At 42.9% G+C, this 16,756-nt stretch carries 17 protein-coding genes; 5 read left to right on the forward strand and 12 right to left on the reverse strand.

All coding sequences use genetic code 11. The features are described from left to right. Positions 1-13 precede the first annotated feature (13 nt). From tssL to tagH, 4 genes are read right to left on the reverse strand one after another with little or no spacing between them, the layout of a single operon-like run. Entirely contained in the window at positions 14-1,306 is a 1,293-nt protein-coding gene (gene tssL, locus UQW94_RS02215; protein ID WP_053307737.1) for a type VI secretion system protein TssL, long form, read from the reverse strand. An 11-nt stretch (positions 1,307-1,317) separates the two neighbouring features. Beyond that, complete coding sequence (gene tssK / locus UQW94_RS02220; RefSeq protein ID WP_080276943.1) at positions 1,318-2,643, reverse strand: type VI secretion system baseplate subunit TssK; 1,326 nt, start codon at positions 2,641-2,643, stop codon at positions 1,318-1,320. A 21-nt stretch (positions 2,644-2,664) separates the two neighbouring features. Beyond that, positions 2,665-3,120: a type VI secretion system lipoprotein TssJ gene (tssJ, locus tag UQW94_RS02225; RefSeq protein WP_005375933.1), complete on the reverse strand. Its 456-nt coding sequence runs from the start codon at positions 3,118-3,120 to the stop codon at positions 2,665-2,667. Between the two features lie 11 nt (positions 3,121-3,131). Continuing rightward, positions 3,132-4,325 carry a type VI secretion system-associated FHA domain protein TagH gene (gene tagH, locus UQW94_RS02230; protein ID WP_053307738.1) on the reverse strand — a complete coding sequence of 398 codons (1,194 nt, stop codon included), beginning with the start codon at positions 4,323-4,325 and terminating at the stop codon, positions 3,132-3,134. Positions 4,326-4,637: 312 nt separating this feature from the next. On the opposite strand from tagH, the gene UQW94_RS02235 reads away from it, so the two are divergent. The 3 genes from UQW94_RS02235 to UQW94_RS02245 all read left to right on the forward strand — a co-directional run bounded on the left by UQW94_RS02235 (position 4,638) and on the right by UQW94_RS02245 (position 7,796). After that, positions 4,638-6,788 (forward strand): serine/threonine-protein kinase, encoded by a 2,151-nt coding sequence (locus tag UQW94_RS02235; RefSeq protein ID WP_322141956.1) that lies wholly within the window; start codon positions 4,638-4,640, stop codon positions 6,786-6,788. Between the two features lie 446 nt (positions 6,789-7,234). After that, positions 7,235-7,570: an Hpt domain-containing protein gene (locus UQW94_RS02240; protein WP_262665040.1), complete on the forward strand. Its 336-nt coding sequence runs from the start codon at positions 7,235-7,237 to the stop codon at positions 7,568-7,570. Positions 7,571-7,604: 34 nt separating this feature from the next. Beyond that, positions 7,605-7,796 (forward strand): hypothetical protein, encoded by a 192-nt coding sequence (locus UQW94_RS02245; RefSeq protein WP_025767706.1) that lies wholly within the window; start codon positions 7,605-7,607, stop codon positions 7,794-7,796. A gap of 70 nt (positions 7,797-7,866) precedes the next feature. Here UQW94_RS02245 and UQW94_RS02250 read toward each other — a convergent pair whose 3' ends face one another. From UQW94_RS02250 to UQW94_RS02265, 4 genes are all read right to left on the reverse strand, one after another. Beyond that, a complete protein-coding gene (locus UQW94_RS02250; protein ID WP_053349943.1) occupies positions 7,867-8,328 on the reverse strand; it encodes an ATP-binding protein in 462 nt (153 codons plus the stop codon). Beyond that, positions 8,309-9,538, reverse strand: a complete 1,230-nt coding sequence (locus UQW94_RS02255; protein ID WP_262665041.1) for a PP2C family protein-serine/threonine phosphatase — start codon at positions 9,536-9,538, stop codon at positions 8,309-8,311. Before UQW94_RS02255 ends, UQW94_RS02250 begins: the two co-directional genes overlap by 20 nt. A gap of 29 nt (positions 9,539-9,567) precedes the next feature. Next, on the reverse strand, positions 9,568-9,828 hold the full coding sequence (locus UQW94_RS02260) for a hypothetical protein (RefSeq protein WP_005375908.1): 261 nt from the start codon (positions 9,826-9,828) through the stop codon (positions 9,568-9,570). Between the two features lie 220 nt (positions 9,829-10,048). Then, complete coding sequence (locus UQW94_RS02265; protein ID WP_053349944.1) at positions 10,049-10,663, reverse strand: glutathione S-transferase family protein; 615 nt, start codon at positions 10,661-10,663, stop codon at positions 10,049-10,051. 284 nt (positions 10,664-10,947) lie between these two features. On the opposite strand from UQW94_RS02265, the gene UQW94_RS02270 reads away from it, so the two are divergent. Together UQW94_RS02270 and UQW94_RS02275 are read left to right on the forward strand one after the other, a co-directional pair. Beyond that, entirely contained in the window at positions 10,948-11,523 is a 576-nt protein-coding gene (locus UQW94_RS02270; protein WP_262665042.1) for a TetR/AcrR family transcriptional regulator, read from the forward strand. A 1-nt stretch (position 11,524) separates the two neighbouring features. After that, positions 11,525-11,929, forward strand: coding sequence for a PPC domain-containing DNA-binding protein (locus UQW94_RS02275; RefSeq protein ID WP_213866300.1), 405 nt, complete (start codon positions 11,525-11,527; stop codon positions 11,927-11,929). Between the two features lie 98 nt (positions 11,930-12,027). On the opposite strand, the gene nirD is transcribed toward UQW94_RS02275, so the two are convergent. From nirD to UQW94_RS02295, 4 genes are read right to left on the reverse strand one after another with little or no spacing between them, the layout of a single operon-like run. Further along, positions 12,028-12,363: a nitrite reductase small subunit NirD gene (nirD, locus tag UQW94_RS02280; RefSeq protein ID WP_050939169.1), complete on the reverse strand. Its 336-nt coding sequence runs from the start codon at positions 12,361-12,363 to the stop codon at positions 12,028-12,030. Then, positions 12,364-14,883: a nitrite reductase large subunit NirB gene (gene nirB / locus UQW94_RS02285; protein WP_213866298.1), complete on the reverse strand. Its 2,520-nt coding sequence runs from the start codon at positions 14,881-14,883 to the stop codon at positions 12,364-12,366. Positions 14,884-14,893: 10 nt separating this feature from the next. Continuing rightward, the gene (locus UQW94_RS02290) at positions 14,894-15,730 is read right to left on the reverse strand and encodes an ABC transporter ATP-binding protein (protein WP_122020675.1); all 837 of its coding nucleotides are present in this window, start codon (positions 15,728-15,730) and stop codon (positions 14,894-14,896) included. An 11-nt stretch (positions 15,731-15,741) separates the two neighbouring features. Further along, entirely contained in the window at positions 15,742-16,707 is a 966-nt protein-coding gene (locus tag UQW94_RS02295; protein WP_005375889.1) for an ABC transporter permease, read from the reverse strand. Positions 16,708-16,756 lie beyond the last annotated feature (49 nt).

Here is a 16,756-nt window from a genome sequence, read left to right on the forward strand (position 1 = left end):
TATCTACCTATTATTAATTCGCGACAAGAAGGTCGATTTCAATCCGGCGGTTAATAGCTCGGTTTTCATCACTACTGTTTTCAACTAATGGTCTTGCATCCCCCAATCCCTCGGGTATCACTCGCCCTTCTAATGCACTATTCGAGATCAGTTGTTCAGACATAGCAGTGGCTCGAGCTAATGATAGGTGCCAGTTCGAGGGATATTTACTCGTGAAAATAGGCCTATCGTCGGTGTGACCAGTAACAATGATCTTGCCTTGGGTCGACTCCAATGTTCTCGCAAGCTTAGAAATAACGGGTTGGATGTAAGCGACAACATCAGCACTACCTGATTCAAATAGATCTTGAGACTTTAACGAAATTCTTACCCTGTCTTGCAGCGGCTCAACATTGATTAGCCCCTTACCGATCTCAGTTGCTAGATACATTGAAATCTTTTCTGCAATTGGCGCTGATTTTGATTCTGACGTTGCATCTTGGTTAAGTTGTTGCGGTTGAATCAAATTGACTAATTGAGAAAAGGTGCGATTGGATGCCTTATTTAGCTCATAGCTAAAATACATATATATGCAGACCAATAATGCCGCCGTTACAGAACATACAACCCAAAGAGGGGCTCTATCAGAAGCTTTTGAGCCATTCAAAATGTGTTGGTCGATACTATTACTTAGCTCCTGAGGGACTCCTCTCCCATAAGACTTAAGAGTAGCAATAACCTGTCTTCTCAATTTCCGGTGCGATTCCAGTCCATTTTTTTCTAAACGGTATTGACCCAGAAACCCGAGAGATAAGCACACATACATTAGTTCAAGCAAATCTAAGTTCGCATCTGGTTTCGCCATGCACTTATCAAGATGCTTAAAGAACGCTTCCCCACCTTGACTGCTAGCATAGAAGGAGCTAAGTAATGAATCGTGACTCCAGAATGAATGCCCACCCCAATTGGTGTTAAGGACAACTTCATCTAGTGAACAGCATAAACAATAACGAGCTGTATCAATGGTATCCAAATCAACGTCATGCTGACGTAATCGGTTCTCATAATCTCTAAGCTTTTGTGCCAATGTCTCTTTTAGAAACAACGGATCGGAATGAGTCGCTGTCGACCGAATTTGACCGATAATAGATAACAGGCCATTCGCCTCTGCTAGTAGAGAGTTATTCCCATAAGCGACCACTGAATCATTGTTCACCAATTCAGGGCTTTTTGAGATAACTACGGTATTATCCAGTGACTTTTCTGATTGTGGTTTCGATGCGGGTGCTCTTCCACCCGGTGTTGGTTTTACGATCGTTTGTTCCATACTGAGCGCGCCTATTGATTAATACTCCAAAGCTCAAGTTCAGCATTCGGAAAATGCCCTGATAGGTGAAGCGCAATACCGCCACTATCTTTTAGCCTCATCCAAAATGGCCCTTTCTTGACAACTTCGAAATAGACATAGCCCGTTTGGTAAGGAATCTGTCTCGGGACGACACTCAACGGCACTACGTTTATACCGTTGATTTGATTATTAATTAGATCGCGAATCTGTTCTGCCGGGCCAAACTTGAGTTGCGCTGGGACCAGGCGTCTTATTTCATCTGTTGTGGTATCTGCTTTAATTGCTAGCACAAATTGGCATGACTCAAGCAAGCGTTTATCTGGAAGTGGCGTCACTTGAATACCGTACTGGCGAGGCTCCAACGGAAGTTTGGTCGCAGTTTGGTCAAGAACAACACTGAGGTACTGACTGAGTATCTGATTCAACTCGCTATAAACACTTGATACATCTAAGTGATCATACGCAAGCAAACTTGGGACTCTTTTAGTTTTATTAGAAAAAGTGGCTAACTCACCAATGTAACCTTTAAGTGTCGTCGCTAATTCCAGTGGATGTAACCTATCTAACTCACTGAAATGCTTTAACTTCGCCTCATATCGGTTCAGCATTTGGAGCATGATGAAATCAACAGCAGATGCCGATGCAGATTTACCCTTAATCAAGCGCTGCGCAATAACGTCAGCACGCATCTTTGTCATCGCGATAACGTTACGTAGATAGGCTGACATAACTTTGTCGCTAAGGAGATTGATAAGCGGAGGAACGTACTCATCGTCTAGTATAACTTCCCCTTCAGGAGTTACCTCTTTGATCCTTAAGATAGGTAACTCCACATAACCCGCTAATTTGTCATTACTCGCTTTCAACTCTAGGTTAAGGGCTGCAACTTGGATGGTTTCTTCATCTTGTCCTGTAAGGTTATCTATCACGTCGATATCTTGAAGTACATAACGAGAGACGATCGATTCGCTTACATCCGAAACGTTTTTACCTGTAACACTTGAAAGAGGGAGAGTTATTTTTACTAACGTATTTTCAGTGTTTTTATCAATAAGTAGAGGCGAAACTGAATCGTTGGATATTAACGTATTAACCAACGTCATATCTGGCAAAACAGCTTCAAGATGCTCAAGTTCAATAAGACCATCTTTTAGCGCGTGTTTTTTTACTCGACATTTCCAAACTCCCCAATTGTAAGCCCCACCTAACTGATGTAAGCCCTTGAATTCTTGAGAGGTTGCGCGTTCTTGTTGTTGGAAGTGCTGGGGACGTAAAAACATTCCTTCGCACCAAGCCGTCTTGGAGTATTGCGTCATTTATAATTAGCCAACTAAACGTTATTTAACGACCAAAGACAGATCTTCTAACAATACTTGATATGTGTTGTAACCGGTCTTATCCACTTTAATGACTTGTCGCCAATTTGAGTTTTCAATATCTCGAAACGCTACGACAATGCCTAAATATTCTGTCTTTGGAGACATACTTGCTTGATATGTTTCTTTCTGACCTGGAGTTAATGAAACTTCATATTTATTCACTAAATCAGGTCCTAAGACTTTTTCACTTTCTTCATAAATAGAAAAAAAGTCCTGGCTTTCGAAAATGGTATTTGACGTTAATTCAAATACATACACCACTACAGGAGAAGGCCTGCCGTTTGAATCAGGATTAATGTTATGACTTGCTGCTATTTCTAAATCTGAGTATGGATCAACAACTAGGTTCGCTGCTGAGCACCCAAATAAAGCTATTGAAATTAATAACAAAATATATTGGTAAAACTTTTTCATCACCCTAATTCCTAGCCTTTGTTTTTTAATGCTAATTCATAGTGCTTAGCGAAGTCTTCTAAATAGAACGGAGACTCTTTATTGATAATATCATCGGATAACTTTTCATGAATATCCTCAAACCTCTTCCAACTTTGAGCATATTTTCTAGCTGGAATAACCTTATTAATAACCGTGTCTTTCGCTAAAGCATCTGAGTATATAGAAGTAGGTTCAACAAGTGACATAACACTCGAAACCGTACCTTCAACACCTTTCATTAAGGCTTGCTCATGACTTTCGATGTCATTAAATGCTTCTTTAATGGCTGCATTTGGCTTTAAGAAGCTAGCGGTTTGACGGTTATATAAGTTATGAATCGCATCTTCTAAGTTTGCAGAAAACTTTAAAGGGTTATTTTCTGACTTACGAAATGCGGTATGACTAAGTCGATTTGTTTGTTTAAACACTGCTCTGTTATGCAGTGTTTCCATTAAACCAACTAGCATCAAAGAAAATGACTCCCCCAGTTGTTCGAACCATTCCTCTCGGTTATCGCTGGGAATCATCATTGGATCTATACCCACCCCTCTAACAAAAGCCGCAAGTTCACCCCCATTGGTATCAAAGTTGGGAGTCGATAGGTGCTCTGATTGTCGGTTAACTTTCGGTAAAGTTTCAGATACGGTGCTCTGTTTTTCGGGCTTTGGGATATCAATAAAATCATCGACTAAACCAATATCTAGCTGAAAGTCAGAAGGAACACTTTCGTTTAATAGTTCACTAGCACTAAGGCCTAGGTCAACAAATTCCTCTTCCGATGGACTTGAGACTACTTCAGGGGGAGCGCTAGAAAGACTTTTACTTGTCTCAAGACTGAATACATCTGTATCTGTTTGAACAGAAACTGAAATTTGATAATCCCCTAAGCTAACCATATCGTCATTGCTTAGTGCTATTTCATTTCCTTGACCCACAGGAGTTACAGCATTATTTACGAAAGTACCATTAGTTGAGAGGTCTTTTATCAAGTATTTGTCACCAAACTTAATCAGTTCTCCGTGAGTTCCGGATACCACTCTTTCAGGATCTGGTAGTGTCCAATCACATTGTTCAGACCTACCAAATGTAACCTTGGCATGTTCATCACTTGATTCAAACACGAACTCACTCTCAATCTCTGGAGTAAATTTGTGAAAACTTGTTATGGTTAAAACCAACTTCATGTAAACCTCGCCAAAGACCTGCTAGATATTATTTTTAATTTTATTATTAACTACTTTCTTATTAACAGTAAGATTAATAAAAACATTAATACTGCCATTGAAAATCATGCACGGAATAATGAATCATTTTTTTATCAAAGCAATCACGTATTGTTCAACAATTTTAATTATCCAACCAAGTTCAAATTTTTGACACTTAGACTTTCATCAATAAAAAAACGAATGTTAGTTTGGCCGAGAAATTCTAACATAATGACTTTTCATTGAGCAGAAAGGTATATATTCCCCCATCATTTATACGGAGTTCTTGTGATGGAAGACAGTAATAAAAACAATTCTATAAATAACGAAGAGAGCGGAGATAAAACTAAAATTGTAAAGACTCAAAAACGAGACAATGCAATTAAATCAACCAAACTCACTAATAATGAAACCTCCGTTAAAAATAAAAATGAAACAAATACAAAACTGTCTCAAAAAGAAAACACTCCGTTAGTTAATAAGAAAAAAAACAATAAAGATGACTCATTAAATAATAACAAAGATGTTATTAACGAAAGCTTAATAGGAACGACCGTTAAAAATCGGTATGAAATTGAGTCGGTTATTGGGCATGGTGGGCTTTGCGATGTTTACTTAGCTAAAGATAAGATTCTTGAATCTTCAGGTTCAGAAACACCCTACGTTGCGTTAAAAATATTACAGAAAGAGTTTGCTTCTCAACCAGAGACTGCACGCATGTTAATACGTGAAGCTCAACAAACTCAAAGGTTAAGCCACCCTAATATCATTAGGGTTTTTGATTTTGGTGTTGATGGCGAAATATACTTTTTAGTTATGGAGTATATTAATGGAGAAACATTAGAGAGTTTAATACAGCGTTCTAGGCCGCATGGGCTGAAGTTTAATGCAACTTTATCAATCCTAAATCAGGTACTCGATGCGCTCTCATATGCTCACTCTCTTGGTGTAGTGCACGCCGACCTAAAGCCCGCTAATGTGATTTTAACGTCTGAGGGTAACGTTAAGTTGCTTGATTTTGGTGTATCTAAAACTCATCAATTAAAGCAGGATCAATATGCGGCTAAACGTAAATCCGAAAATGTTGAAACGCTTGGTTATACTCCCAACTATGCATCACTCAACCTGTTATCCGGTAAGGAACCGAACTTAAGCGACGATATGTTTGCTCTATTTTGTATTGCTTACGAGCTATTGAGTTGCAAACACCCTTACGCAAGAACTCCAGTTAATGAAGCTCTCAAAAAGAAGATCAAGGTCTCTAAACCAACTAACATGCCTGCATCTAAGTGGCCAATATTTTCAAGCGTATTTTCAACTGGCATTATTCCGAACGAACTGACCCCTGAGCAGTTGAAACGCAAATTGAATATGCGCTATTGGCCTATCGCTAGCGGCGCGGCAGCGAGTATATTATTAGTTAGCGGCATTGTATTTGGTTATCAGCAGCAACAAGAAACCATCACCAATTTGGAAACCGTTATTAGCAAGCAAAATGATCAAATTGCCGGACAAGAGTGGCAGCTTGATACGCCAGCAGAAAAAAGTTTGGCACTGATTGATAGTGAAAAAAGCTTACATCCAGTCGTTAAGGCTGGCTTATTACGCTTACACAAGACCTATATTCTCAGCGAGTTTGAATCTGAAATTGATCAGGTTTTGAATTCTGATGCCAACAACTACCCGAATTATGATGAAATTGAGTCCATACTTGATAAAGCAAAAACCTACTACCCTGACTCACATAAAATAGAAGTTCTTGCCTTAGATATTCAGTCAAGCAAGCACTCCACGTTACTTTCGATAGCAAGGCAAATCAACAGTCAACTTGAAAAGTCTCGGTACAGTAAAGAAGATGGCATTAAATCCATCTATGAGCTCAAGGATGAGTTAAATCAGATTCATCAAGGTTATCCTTTCACGCCAAGTTCGTTATCTAGCGATGTTTTCGGTCAGCACCTCACTGAAGCACTCCAAAAGAAAGACGCAGCTGCACTTGTTGCTCTTATTAAGGTTGGGAACACCTTCTTTTCAAACGTAGAAGAGCATCAAGAGAACTTACAGATAAGTAATGCGATGAAAGATGCAGTGCTGGAAATGAAATTATATGAGACAGCGCTAGATTCCAACAGCCCTCTACCGTTTCCAGAAGATGCCGCTAGAATCCTGTTCCAAGAAGAGTTTGAAAACTTTTATTCTCGCCTAGAAAAGGCAAGGACGACAACTCATCTCGATAACTTGGTGAAGGATGTGGATCTGTTCTCGAAAAACTTTCCTATTGGTTTTCAGGATGTTAACGATTTAAGATTCAAAACTGCTGATAAATACTTACGCTTCTCCGATATACTACTTAATAAGCGAAGGACTTCAAGCGCAAGACGCGCTATGAAGAAAGCCAACGAGCTTATGAAGCAAATAGAACAGGACTCTAAGCAAAGCTAGTAATACAAAAGGGACGCGAGTCCCTTTTTTGCCGCAGATTACTTGCCAATATGCAACTAGATTGCTAATTTATACTTGTACTTAATGAGGAGAGTTAGCCTTGACTGAAGGAATAGTCAAAGTTGGCGAACGTCTGGCGTCCGTATGTAACGATAGCCTTAAACTAGGACTGCAAGACACTTACCGACTCGGCGTTTTACGTGGAAACGTCCCCTTTGCTACTTGTGTTAAAAACACGCGAGTTGAAGTTTTTTCATCCCTACATTTCGACCATTGCCGTTTGGATATAAGTCAAAATATCTTTAACAATGACTTTCTTTTTGTAAGTTTATCTCAAGCGACAAGCAAACTATTTCTGCTCAAATACTGGTTATGCCATTCATACCTTCGGCTAAGCCTTCATTATCCGAAACATTCCTCTACCTCAACGTTTAATAGGGGTATACATGATTAATTTTGATGTTCTCAATACATACATGGATAACGACGTAGATCTCATCGTCACTGTTTTTTCTACATACCTTGAAGATCACACGAATGATATAGAGCGTATAGATGAGCTATATGCAAGCAGATGTTGGTCAGAACTCTATCTATTAGCTCATAGTTTAAAGGGCATTCTAGAGAGTTTCGGAGAAGACACCGCGGTCATTGCGTTTCAAAGAATAGAAGAAAAAACCAGAAACGATACAGCGCCAGATAGCTCAGATATAGCTATAGTTACTAAACAGCTAGCTGCAATTAATCAACAAATCTTCGCTTACTTGAAGAATATGCAATAAAGAAATTCAAGGCTTAACTGGGGGAAATATGGCAATGAATAATAGCAATTTCAGGGAGTTGATTGAGTCTCTCAAAGACCTAACACCAACTCAAAAAAGGTACTTACTTAGCCGTACAAAGATGGCGCTAGATGATGAAAGTAATATGTTAAACATCAGTGATATTCTAACACCAGAAGAGTTGGAGGCGTTACTATCACCGGCACCAACAACGAATACAAAATAACAATGATATACAACGCAACCGTCAGATTAACGCTAGGGACCAAGTGAAGGAAATCGACTTTGCTTGGTTGTTAGTTTCTCTCCCTATTCCTTTTCACTACAACAAACGTATTGTTTTCGAAACCTTTTTCCAATTTAAACAGGTCAGATAATTGAGCGACTAACATCAGTCCGCGACCAGAGGAGGACCAACTATCGTCATCCATTAAGTTAGGTGCCTCAATCTGTTTGTTTTTATGTTGGATGAACGTCTTTTCATTGATCGGCGCTCCGCAATCAGAGACTCTCAGTTCCACGAAACCGGACACTTGGTCATCCCCAACCCTACACTCCACTTCAATTGGCAGGCCTTCTATTTCACTGTAAGAATGAATATAAGCGTTATTCATGAGCTCAACGACACAAAGCTCCAATGATTGAATTGCATTTAAGGGGATTTGATGACCCATCAAAAACCGAACAACGTCTTTGCTCGCACTTCGTGAGTGAGTAAGGGAGCTCCCGTAAGTTCGTTTAAATTCGCTCTTTGACATTCTTTTCCTTAAAATCGAGCCTCTCACCATGCCATTTTACCTGTAAAAGGCTGGCATCATCATCAAACTCATCTTCGTTATGCCAAGATTGTACTTTTTTAAAGACGTCTCCCACTTGGTCTTCAACTGTCAGCGTGCAAACAGCTTTTATACTCGATGCCAATCGTTGTAGTGAAAACATCTCCTCACCCTGCCTCGCTTCAATCAAACCATCCGAATAAAGCCACAATGCATCGCCCTCATCCAGACTAATTTGGTTACCGATATATTCCATCGGCTGCATTGCACCAACGATAAAGTTATCGTCACCTATCTGTTCCATCGTTTTCGTACTCGCTCGCCAAACTAAGATCCTGGGGTGGCCAGCCGTGCAATAGCTAAGTCGCCCTGATTTTGTGTTAAGAATGGCGTAAGCCATAGTAAAGTAAAGTTGACTGTTTCTAGTTTGCTGATAACGCCGATTTAGCCGTTCAATCACAGATGCAGGCTCACTTACGCAATAGCCGTCATCTCTCAACTCCATCGTGATCGAATCAGGCCCCTGACTTTGAGATAGCGTCTGTTGAATAGAAAAAGCCATCAAAGCTGAAGAAATACCATGACCAGAAACATCAAATACATAAAACGCAACATGTTGTTCATCGAGCTCCAAATACCCCAACATATCACCACCAATCTGGGAGCATGGTTTGTAGACATAACTAAACTGTATATTTTGGATAGTTGATTCAGCAGGGAGTAGTTGCTCCATCAGATGACTCGCAGACTGCAGGTCTTGGTGAATTGTTTGATAGGCCGCATCTAGTTCTTTATTTCTCTCAACGAGTTTGTTGTGCAGTTCTAAAGTACGAAACCCCGCACGGATTCTGGCCTGAAGTTCCTCTACAGACGTCTTCTTATCTACGAAATCATCTGCGCCAGCATCAATGCCTTTCACGATCGAACTTTGGTCATTTCTAGAAGACAGTAGAACAAAGAAAATATAACGCTCGCTAACTTTAGATTTTAATTGGCGACACAATTCAATACCATTAATTCCAGGCATCATTAAATCACTCAGCACAAACTGAATATCAGGGCGGTGGGTTAGCACTTCGAGCGCCGCTCGTCCGTCTTCAACAGCAAGCACTTCATAGCCTTGCTTTTCCAATGCACTGCTGATGTAAAGCAGTACTGTTTTACTGTCATCGACCAAAAGAATGGGTTTCATCTGCCTCCTTAAAGTGGTTGCTATACTGGCTAACGCAAAACACTAGTCACTGACTGCTCATTTCTAAAACGGCTGTAGTCTTCGGCTAATAATTGGTGTTGATATCGAGTGTAAGACAACGCTTCATTAGAAATTAGTATCTGATGCTCTTTTTCGATTAACTGACTTTGCAGCCTTTCAATCTGTTCATTCTGCTGTGTGTAATTGAGGTACAGTGCGAATAGACCAAAAACCGAAACCATTAACAGGGCGATTAGAATATTATTGATAGTTTTCACTTGAATATTCATGACCTCTCCTTGTCTATTATTAGACTTTCCATGATGAAAGAGAGCGTCTACGGACCAAGAGCTCGAGGCTCTAAAACGCAACGAAGCAAATTGAGGTTGTTTTTCCAATTATAGGCGATAGGAGAAAAAATAAGAAAAATCTGAAAAAATTTGAATATCCTGCTGAGTTAAGAATCGGTAAGGTGGTAGCAGCGAGCTATCATCCACTCGCTGCAATACATTAACTCTGAAATGCAGGTCTAGCTAAAATTTGGTTATACCATCGAGCAATGCTTGGCGACGTCGATAGCACATCAATTTCTAGGCCTTTAATTGCGAAACTGATCAAAATAAAGCCTGTTATATCGACGATAGTAAAATGGTCTACGGCGATAAAATCATTATGTTCAAGGCGCTTGTCTAAGACAGGCAGAAATTCGTAGACGCGTTGTTTTGATTCTTCGCCCCATGCTTCAACGCAACGTTCTCTGTCTCCATAAACTCCGGTCATGTTTCGAAACGCCTGAAATGCCGCATTTAGTCCTTGGAACTCCACCACACGATGCCACATTTCCACTTGAGCACGTTCGAGCTGGTTAGCACCAAACAGCGCAAGATCATTTTCAAACGCTTCATCTAGGTAGCGACAAATCGCCACGCTTTCACAGATCGTCGTACCATCATCCAGTTCGAGCAAAGGCACTTTGCCGTTCACGCTTTTCGATTTAAACGGTTCAGATAGGTTATCGCCCTCACGAACGTTCAGCGCAATTCGCTCAACCTCGCCACCGATTTCCTTTAGAAAAATGCTAACTCGCTTACAACTTGGAGTCATTGCGGTTTCATAGAGCTTCATTTCACATCCTTTTATCTTTTTCTAACCGATTGGTTAGGATATACTGTAGCCAGTTTATAAACGATCAGTCAAGAACTTCACTATCAAAAATTTTCAAACAGTTGTGGGTCTGTTTGCTGAGCGAGATTTTTGATGCCGTTTGTGAGTTCACATGAATTTGGGGGCTGATACCCAAGAATAGATGGGTATTCATCATATTGGTTCAGTTCGAACGCTAGAGGTTCTCTGTACCATCCCTCCAAAGCAGTTTAATTACCCGATAAGCAGACCCAGGCAGGTAATTTATGGCAAGAAAAGCCAACTTCGACCGAGATGAAAAGCTTCTCGTGGCTATGGATGTGTTTTGGCGCAAGGGCTTTGCGAACACGTCTATCTCTGATCTCACCGACGAGTTGAACATCAACCGCTTCAGTCTTTACAACACCTATGGTGACAAGCAACAGCTCTACTACGAAGCGCTCGATACTTACTTAAAAAAGGTCTCGCTACCGTCACTGAATGATTTGGAAAAAGACGATGCGTCTTTACCTGAGTTGGAATCGTTCCTTAAATCTTTTGCTGAACTGCAACGCAAACGCAACTGTGGGTGTTTTATCCAAAATGCGTTGATTGAGCACGCTGGTGAAGACGATGACGTACTGCGCAAAGGGCATTTTTTGTTTGACCATCTTATCGGCATCATTGCGGATGCGCTGACCAATGCGCAGAAAGAAACCTTAGTGCCAAAAACGCTGAAGCCAGAAGAACTCGCTCGTTTTGTTCTCAACAACATGCAAGGTATGCGCGTACTTGGCAAAGCCAAACGCTATGCCGACTTGGATACCGCGCTTTCCTGCTTGCTGGTTTTGATTAGGAAGTGACATGTCGATTGAAGTGATAGCAGTACGTCTTACCAAAGGCATGGACTTAAAGCTGAGCCTAGCGAAATTGGTCGAGCAGCATGGTATCAAAGCAGGCTCGATTGCCTCATGCGTTGGCTGTATCTCTGACCTCAACCTTCGTTTGGCAGGTGCAGAGAGTACGTTAACCAAACAAGAGCCATTTGAAATCGTCTCTGTGATGGGAACACTAACGCCTGAGCATCAGCACGTTCATATCTCGGTGTCTGATCGTGATGGACTAGTTTGGGGTGGGCATTTGCTGGAAGGCACAGTGATTGATACTACCGCAGAATTGATCATCCATTCTTACTCAAACCTTGAGTTTACCAGAGCGATGGATGACTCGACTGGCTATACCGAACTACAAGTGAATCCTTCCAAATAATAAAAAGCTCCAGAACCATACTGTGGTGTCTCTGGAGCTTTATTCGCATGTCTCTCACGCGAAGAATTCACTCATATCGAGCAAGCTAACTTCGGAGATCATTCTTCGACTAAATAACAAACCTGATTATCGTCAACCGTTACTTGCCACGTTTTTAGACAGTGCGCTTCGTCTTCCAAACACTGCCCGCTCTTTAAACTGAAATGCTGTTTGTACAGTGGTGATGCAACACACATCTCACCATCGATATCACCGACAATCCCTCGACTCATCACATAAGCCTTACCAATTGGGTCCCAATCTTGAACGGCGTAAACACCGCTATCAGGAATGTAGAATAGCGCGACATGCTCGCCTTCAATCAACACTGTGGCACCGATCAATGGCATTAGGTCATCAAGCTGACACAATTTCACTTTGGTTAACGCTGCCATTTACACCTCCTGTTTCACTGGAATACGCTGACCGCGCACACGCTGGTACGGTAAGACTTTGCTGCCCGACGTGCTGTTCAAGAAAGGACGGAAGCGTTGCAATTTTTGAGGATTATCCAACGTACTCTTCCACTCACATTGATAGGTATCTACGACTCGTGCCATTTGCTCATCCAATGAGTCACATAGGTTGAGAGAGTCATCCAAAATCACTTGTTTAAGGTAGTCTAAGCCCCCTTCCATGTTCTCCATCCACACCGACGTACGCTGCAAGCGATCTGCGGTGCTGACGTAGAACATCAATACTCGGTCGATCATAGTGATCAACTCTGATTTGGATAAGTCGGATGCAAACAAATCAGCGTGTCGTGGTCTCATGCCGCCATTACCACAAACGTATAGATTCCAGCCGTTTTCGGTGGCGATCACCCCAATGTCTTTACTTTGCGCTTCTGCACACTCGCGAGTACAGCCCGATACGGCAAACTTAAGCTTATGGGGCGCTCGCAATCCTTTGTAACGGTTCTCTAACTCAATGGCTAAACCAACCGAATCATCAACACCATAACGACACCAAGTAGAGCCGACGCAAGATTTCACGGTGCGCACCGATTTACCGTAGGCATGCCCTGTTTCAAAACCAGCATCAATTAAGGTTTGCCAGATTTCAGGAAGCTGTTCTAACTGCGCACCAAATAAATCCACGCGCTGACCGCCAGTGATCTTGGTGTACAGATCGTATTGCTGAGCAACTTCGCCTAACACGATAAGTTTGTCTGGTGTGATTTCGCCGCCCGGAACACGAGGCACAATCGAGTAAGAGCCATCTTTTTGTAGGTTTGCCATAAAAGCATCGTTAGAATCTTGCAGAGATTGATGCTGTGGTTCCATGATGTGTTCATTCCACAAAGAAGCAAACACAGATGCCGCTGTAGGCTTACAAATATCACACCCATGCCCTTTGCCATGCAGTGCAATTAAGGTGTCGAAGTCTTTGATTTGTTCCACTTGGCAAATATGGAACATCTCTTGGCGACTGAGCTCAAAGTGCTCACAAAGGTGGTTGTTAACCTCTACCCCCAGGGCTGCCAATTGAGTATCCAATACCGACTTCACCATATTGCTACAGCCACCACAGCCAGTACCGGCTTTGGTGTTGGCTTTAAGGTCTGTCAGGTTGGTAGTGCCGGCTTGAATCTCGGCAACTAAGTCGCCTTTTGTGACGTTGTGACAAGAGCAGATGATAGCGCTGTCTGGCATCTCTCCGTCCAGCATTCCGGTATCAAACAGCAGGTTCGCTGCGTGGTCTGGCAGGACTGTTTTGTTCAAATAACACTGTAAGAGCGCGTCGTAGTCGCTGTTGTCACCGACGAGAATCGCACCAAGCAATTGGGTACCACTCGCATCAACCACCAGCTTTTTGTAGATGCCTGCAACCGCATCTTGCAATACCATTTCTTGTGCGCCTTCGGTTTGCATTTGTGCATCGCCGATAGACGCCACATCCACCCCAAGCAGCTTGAGTTTGGTGCTCATGTCTGCGCCTTTAAAACCTTCGCTTGGCATACCAGTCAGGACATCGGCAGTGGTTCTCGCCATGGTGTAACCGGGTGCGACTAAACCAAAGATCTTCTGCTCCCAAAGGGCACATTCGCCAATCGCGTATATGTTCTCATCGCTGGTTTGGCATTGGTTGTTAATCACAATGCCGCCTCGCTCGCCTATTTCTAGCTCAGCCAGCCTTGCCAACTCATCTTGAGGACGAATGCCTGCGGAGAAGACAATCACATCCACTTCGAGAGGATCTTTGTCTTTAAACACCATACGATGCTTAGCCGTTTCACCATCGCAGATTCGTTCCGTACCCGTTGAGGTGTGAACGGTTAGCCCTAGCGCTTCAATCTTCTCTTTTAGCACCAAGCCTGCACCATCGTCTAACTGCACGGGCATCAGGCGGGGAGCAAATTCAATAACGTGAGTTTCTAGCCCCAATAGTTTGAGTGCATTTGCCGCTTCTAAACCCAACAAGCCGCCACCAATCACTGCGCCTGTTCTTGCGCCTTCACATGCCTTTTTGATTTGTGAAAGGTCATCAAGCGTGCGGTAGACAAACACGTTGTCGCGGTCTTTACCTTCAATTGGAGGCACAAACGGGTAAGAACCGGTCGCGAGCACGAGTTGGTCGTAACCCAGCACATCTTCACCATCAAGCAGAATACGCTTTTGCTCTCTGTCGATGCCTGTTACTTGGCTGCCAAGTACGAGTTGGATGCCATGCATGTCGTACCATTCTTGGTTACTCAGCATCAAATCATCATGAGATTTACCCGCAAACAAAGAGGACAACTGTACACGGTCATACGCAATAAAACGCTCTGCACCAATCACGGTAATTCGGTGCTCCAAATGCGCGTTTTTCTGCACTAATTGCTCGACGAGGTGTTGCCCGACCATACCGTTGCCTACCACAACGATGTGGCTCAATGCGTTCTTTACTGGAATCGTTAAAGGACTGTTCATCGCTGCCTCCTTATGCCGTTTGCGCTGCGGTTTTGGGTTTGTCTTCTTTCGAAGCAGGAATCTCGACTTTGGATTGCTTTTCGTAAAGGAACTTCAACACCGCTTGTCGACACTTCTGATACTGCGCATCATCCGCCAGTGCGACACGCTCACGAGGGCGAGGTAGATTCACTTCTAACACTTCTCCAATGGTTGCTGCCGGTCCGTTAGTCATCATCACGATTTTGTCAGATAACAACACCGCTTCATCCACGTCGTGGGTAATCATGATGACGGTGTTGTTTAGCTCGGCTTGAATCTTCATCAGTGCATCCTGCAAATGCGCACGAGTTAACGCATCCAACGCGCCAAATGGCTCATCCATCAGTAGAACCTTTGGTTGAAGTGCCAGTGCTCTGGCGATGCCGACTCGCTGCTTCATACCGCCCGAGATTTCATCCGGCTTTTTGTGCGCAGCATGCTGCATTTGAATCAGCTCCAAATAGTGATTCACTTGTTCCTGAATCCACGCTTTGCCCTTTTTGCTGGCAATTTGTTTTACAGCTAGCTCAACGTTTTGATACACGGTTAACCAAGGCAATAATGAATGGTTTTGGAACACCACTGCGCGGTCAGGTCCCGGTCCTGCTACTTCTCGCCCATCGACTATTACGCCGCCGTCTGTTGGCATGTGCAGCCCTGCAACTAAGTTCAATACCGTTGATTTACCACAGCCAGAGTGACCAATTAGGGATACAAACTCGCCTTTATTGATTTGTAAATCGACGTTCTTAAGCGCGATGAACTCGCCATCTGGCGTTGGGAATCGCATCCCTAATCGCGTTAGATCTAATAATGCTTTTTCCATGATCTTTTCCCTTATCTCAACGCTTGTTGTTTATTCCAAGACAACCACTTTTGAAGTTGCAACATGCCTCTATCGAGCATCAAACCGATAAAGCCGATGGTGATAACGGCCACCATGATGCGACCCAATGATGCCGAACTGCCGTTTTGGAATTCATCCCAAACGAACTTGCCTAACCCAGGGTTTTGCGCGAGCATTTCTGCCGCAATCAACACCATCCAAGCGATACCTAAAGAGAGACGTAAACCTGTGAAGATCATTGGAATGGCAGAAGGTAAAACGATAGTGCGAATGTGCTGCCACCACGAAAGTTGGAGCACTTTGCTCACGTTGATTAAGTCTTTATCAACGCTCGTTACACCCACAGCGGTATTAATCAGCGTCGGCCATAAGCTACACAGCGCCACGGTGATCAGAGAGTTAATGAACGACTTAGCAAACATCGGGTCATCACTCACATAAGTGGCACTTACAACCATAGTGACGATAGGCAGCCAAGCTAAAGGTGATACGGGCTTGAGCAGTTGAATGATTGGGTTGAACGCTTGATACAGCCCTTGATTAAGACCAAGCACGATGCCAAGCGGAATCGCGATGACCGTCGCCAGCAAAAAGCCCGCGGTTACAGTCACTAAGCTTGTTATGATTTGGTCGAAGAACGTCGGCTTACCTGTGTAAGGACGAATCTTCACTTCCGCGTCTGGATTCTTGGCTAACTTCGCAGCATTGCGTTTTTCCTGACGTTCGATAAACGCTTGTTCCTTTTCTCGCTCTTGCCAATGGTCATCGACAAGGTTGCTGAACTGCTGAAAAGTTTGCACAGGCCCCGGTAGCGTACCTAATGAGGTTTGCACTTCTCTCGCCGCCAAGTGCCACATTGCCAAAAAGATCAGCAAGCCAATGACGGGCAAAAGCACCAGCCGACTTCGGTTCACTACCTGCTTAGCAGGAAAAAGGGAAATGACATTACTAGACATACTCACTCCTAAGAAATTTACATCCTTGTTGCCACAAGCGAATTCCCTC

It is taken from the genome of Vibrio sp. PBL-C16 (assembly GCF_034321865.1).
GTDB classification, from domain to species: domain Bacteria; phylum Pseudomonadota; class Gammaproteobacteria; order Enterobacterales; family Vibrionaceae; genus Vibrio; species Vibrio alginolyticus.

What these genes read in the sequence shown, in the direction of transcription:
- tssL (WP_053307737.1), bottom strand. Translation starts at nt 1,306, where the DNA reads ATGGAACAAACGATCGTAAAACCAACACCGGGTGGAAGAGCACCCGCA.
- tssK (WP_080276943.1), bottom strand. Translation starts at nt 2,643, where the DNA reads ATGACGCAATACTCCAAGACGGCTTGGTGCGAAGGAATGTTTTTACGT.
- tssJ (WP_005375933.1), bottom strand. Translation starts at nt 3,120, where the DNA reads ATGAAAAAGTTTTACCAATATATTTTGTTATTAATTTCAATAGCTTTA.
- tagH (WP_053307738.1), bottom strand. Translation starts at nt 4,325, where the DNA reads ATGAAGTTGGTTTTAACCATAACAAGTTTTCACAAATTTACTCCAGAG.
- UQW94_RS02235 (WP_322141956.1), top strand. Translation starts at nt 4,638, where the DNA reads ATGGAAGACAGTAATAAAAACAATTCTATAAATAACGAAGAGAGCGGA.
- UQW94_RS02240 (WP_262665040.1), top strand. Translation starts at nt 7,235, where the DNA reads ATGATTAATTTTGATGTTCTCAATACATACATGGATAACGACGTAGAT.
- UQW94_RS02245 (WP_025767706.1), top strand. Translation starts at nt 7,605, where the DNA reads ATGAATAATAGCAATTTCAGGGAGTTGATTGAGTCTCTCAAAGACCTA.
- UQW94_RS02250 (WP_053349943.1), bottom strand. Translation starts at nt 8,328, where the DNA reads ATGTCAAAGAGCGAATTTAAACGAACTTACGGGAGCTCCCTTACTCAC.
- UQW94_RS02255 (WP_262665041.1), bottom strand. Translation starts at nt 9,538, where the DNA reads ATGAAACCCATTCTTTTGGTCGATGACAGTAAAACAGTACTGCTTTAC.
- UQW94_RS02260 (WP_005375908.1), bottom strand. Translation starts at nt 9,828, where the DNA reads ATGAATATTCAAGTGAAAACTATCAATAATATTCTAATCGCCCTGTTA.
- UQW94_RS02265 (WP_053349944.1), bottom strand. Translation starts at nt 10,663, where the DNA reads ATGAAGCTCTATGAAACCGCAATGACTCCAAGTTGTAAGCGAGTTAGC.
- UQW94_RS02270 (WP_262665042.1), top strand. Translation starts at nt 10,948, where the DNA reads ATGGCAAGAAAAGCCAACTTCGACCGAGATGAAAAGCTTCTCGTGGCT.
- UQW94_RS02275 (WP_213866300.1), top strand. Translation starts at nt 11,525, where the DNA reads ATGTCGATTGAAGTGATAGCAGTACGTCTTACCAAAGGCATGGACTTA.
- nirD (WP_050939169.1), bottom strand. Translation starts at nt 12,363, where the DNA reads ATGGCAGCGTTAACCAAAGTGAAATTGTGTCAGCTTGATGACCTAATG.
- nirB (WP_213866298.1), bottom strand. Translation starts at nt 14,883, where the DNA reads ATGAACAGTCCTTTAACGATTCCAGTAAAGAACGCATTGAGCCACATC.
- UQW94_RS02290 (WP_122020675.1), bottom strand. Translation starts at nt 15,730, where the DNA reads ATGGAAAAAGCATTATTAGATCTAACGCGATTAGGGATGCGATTCCCA.
- UQW94_RS02295 (WP_005375889.1), bottom strand. Translation starts at nt 16,707, where the DNA reads ATGTCTAGTAATGTCATTTCCCTTTTTCCTGCTAAGCAGGTAGTGAAC.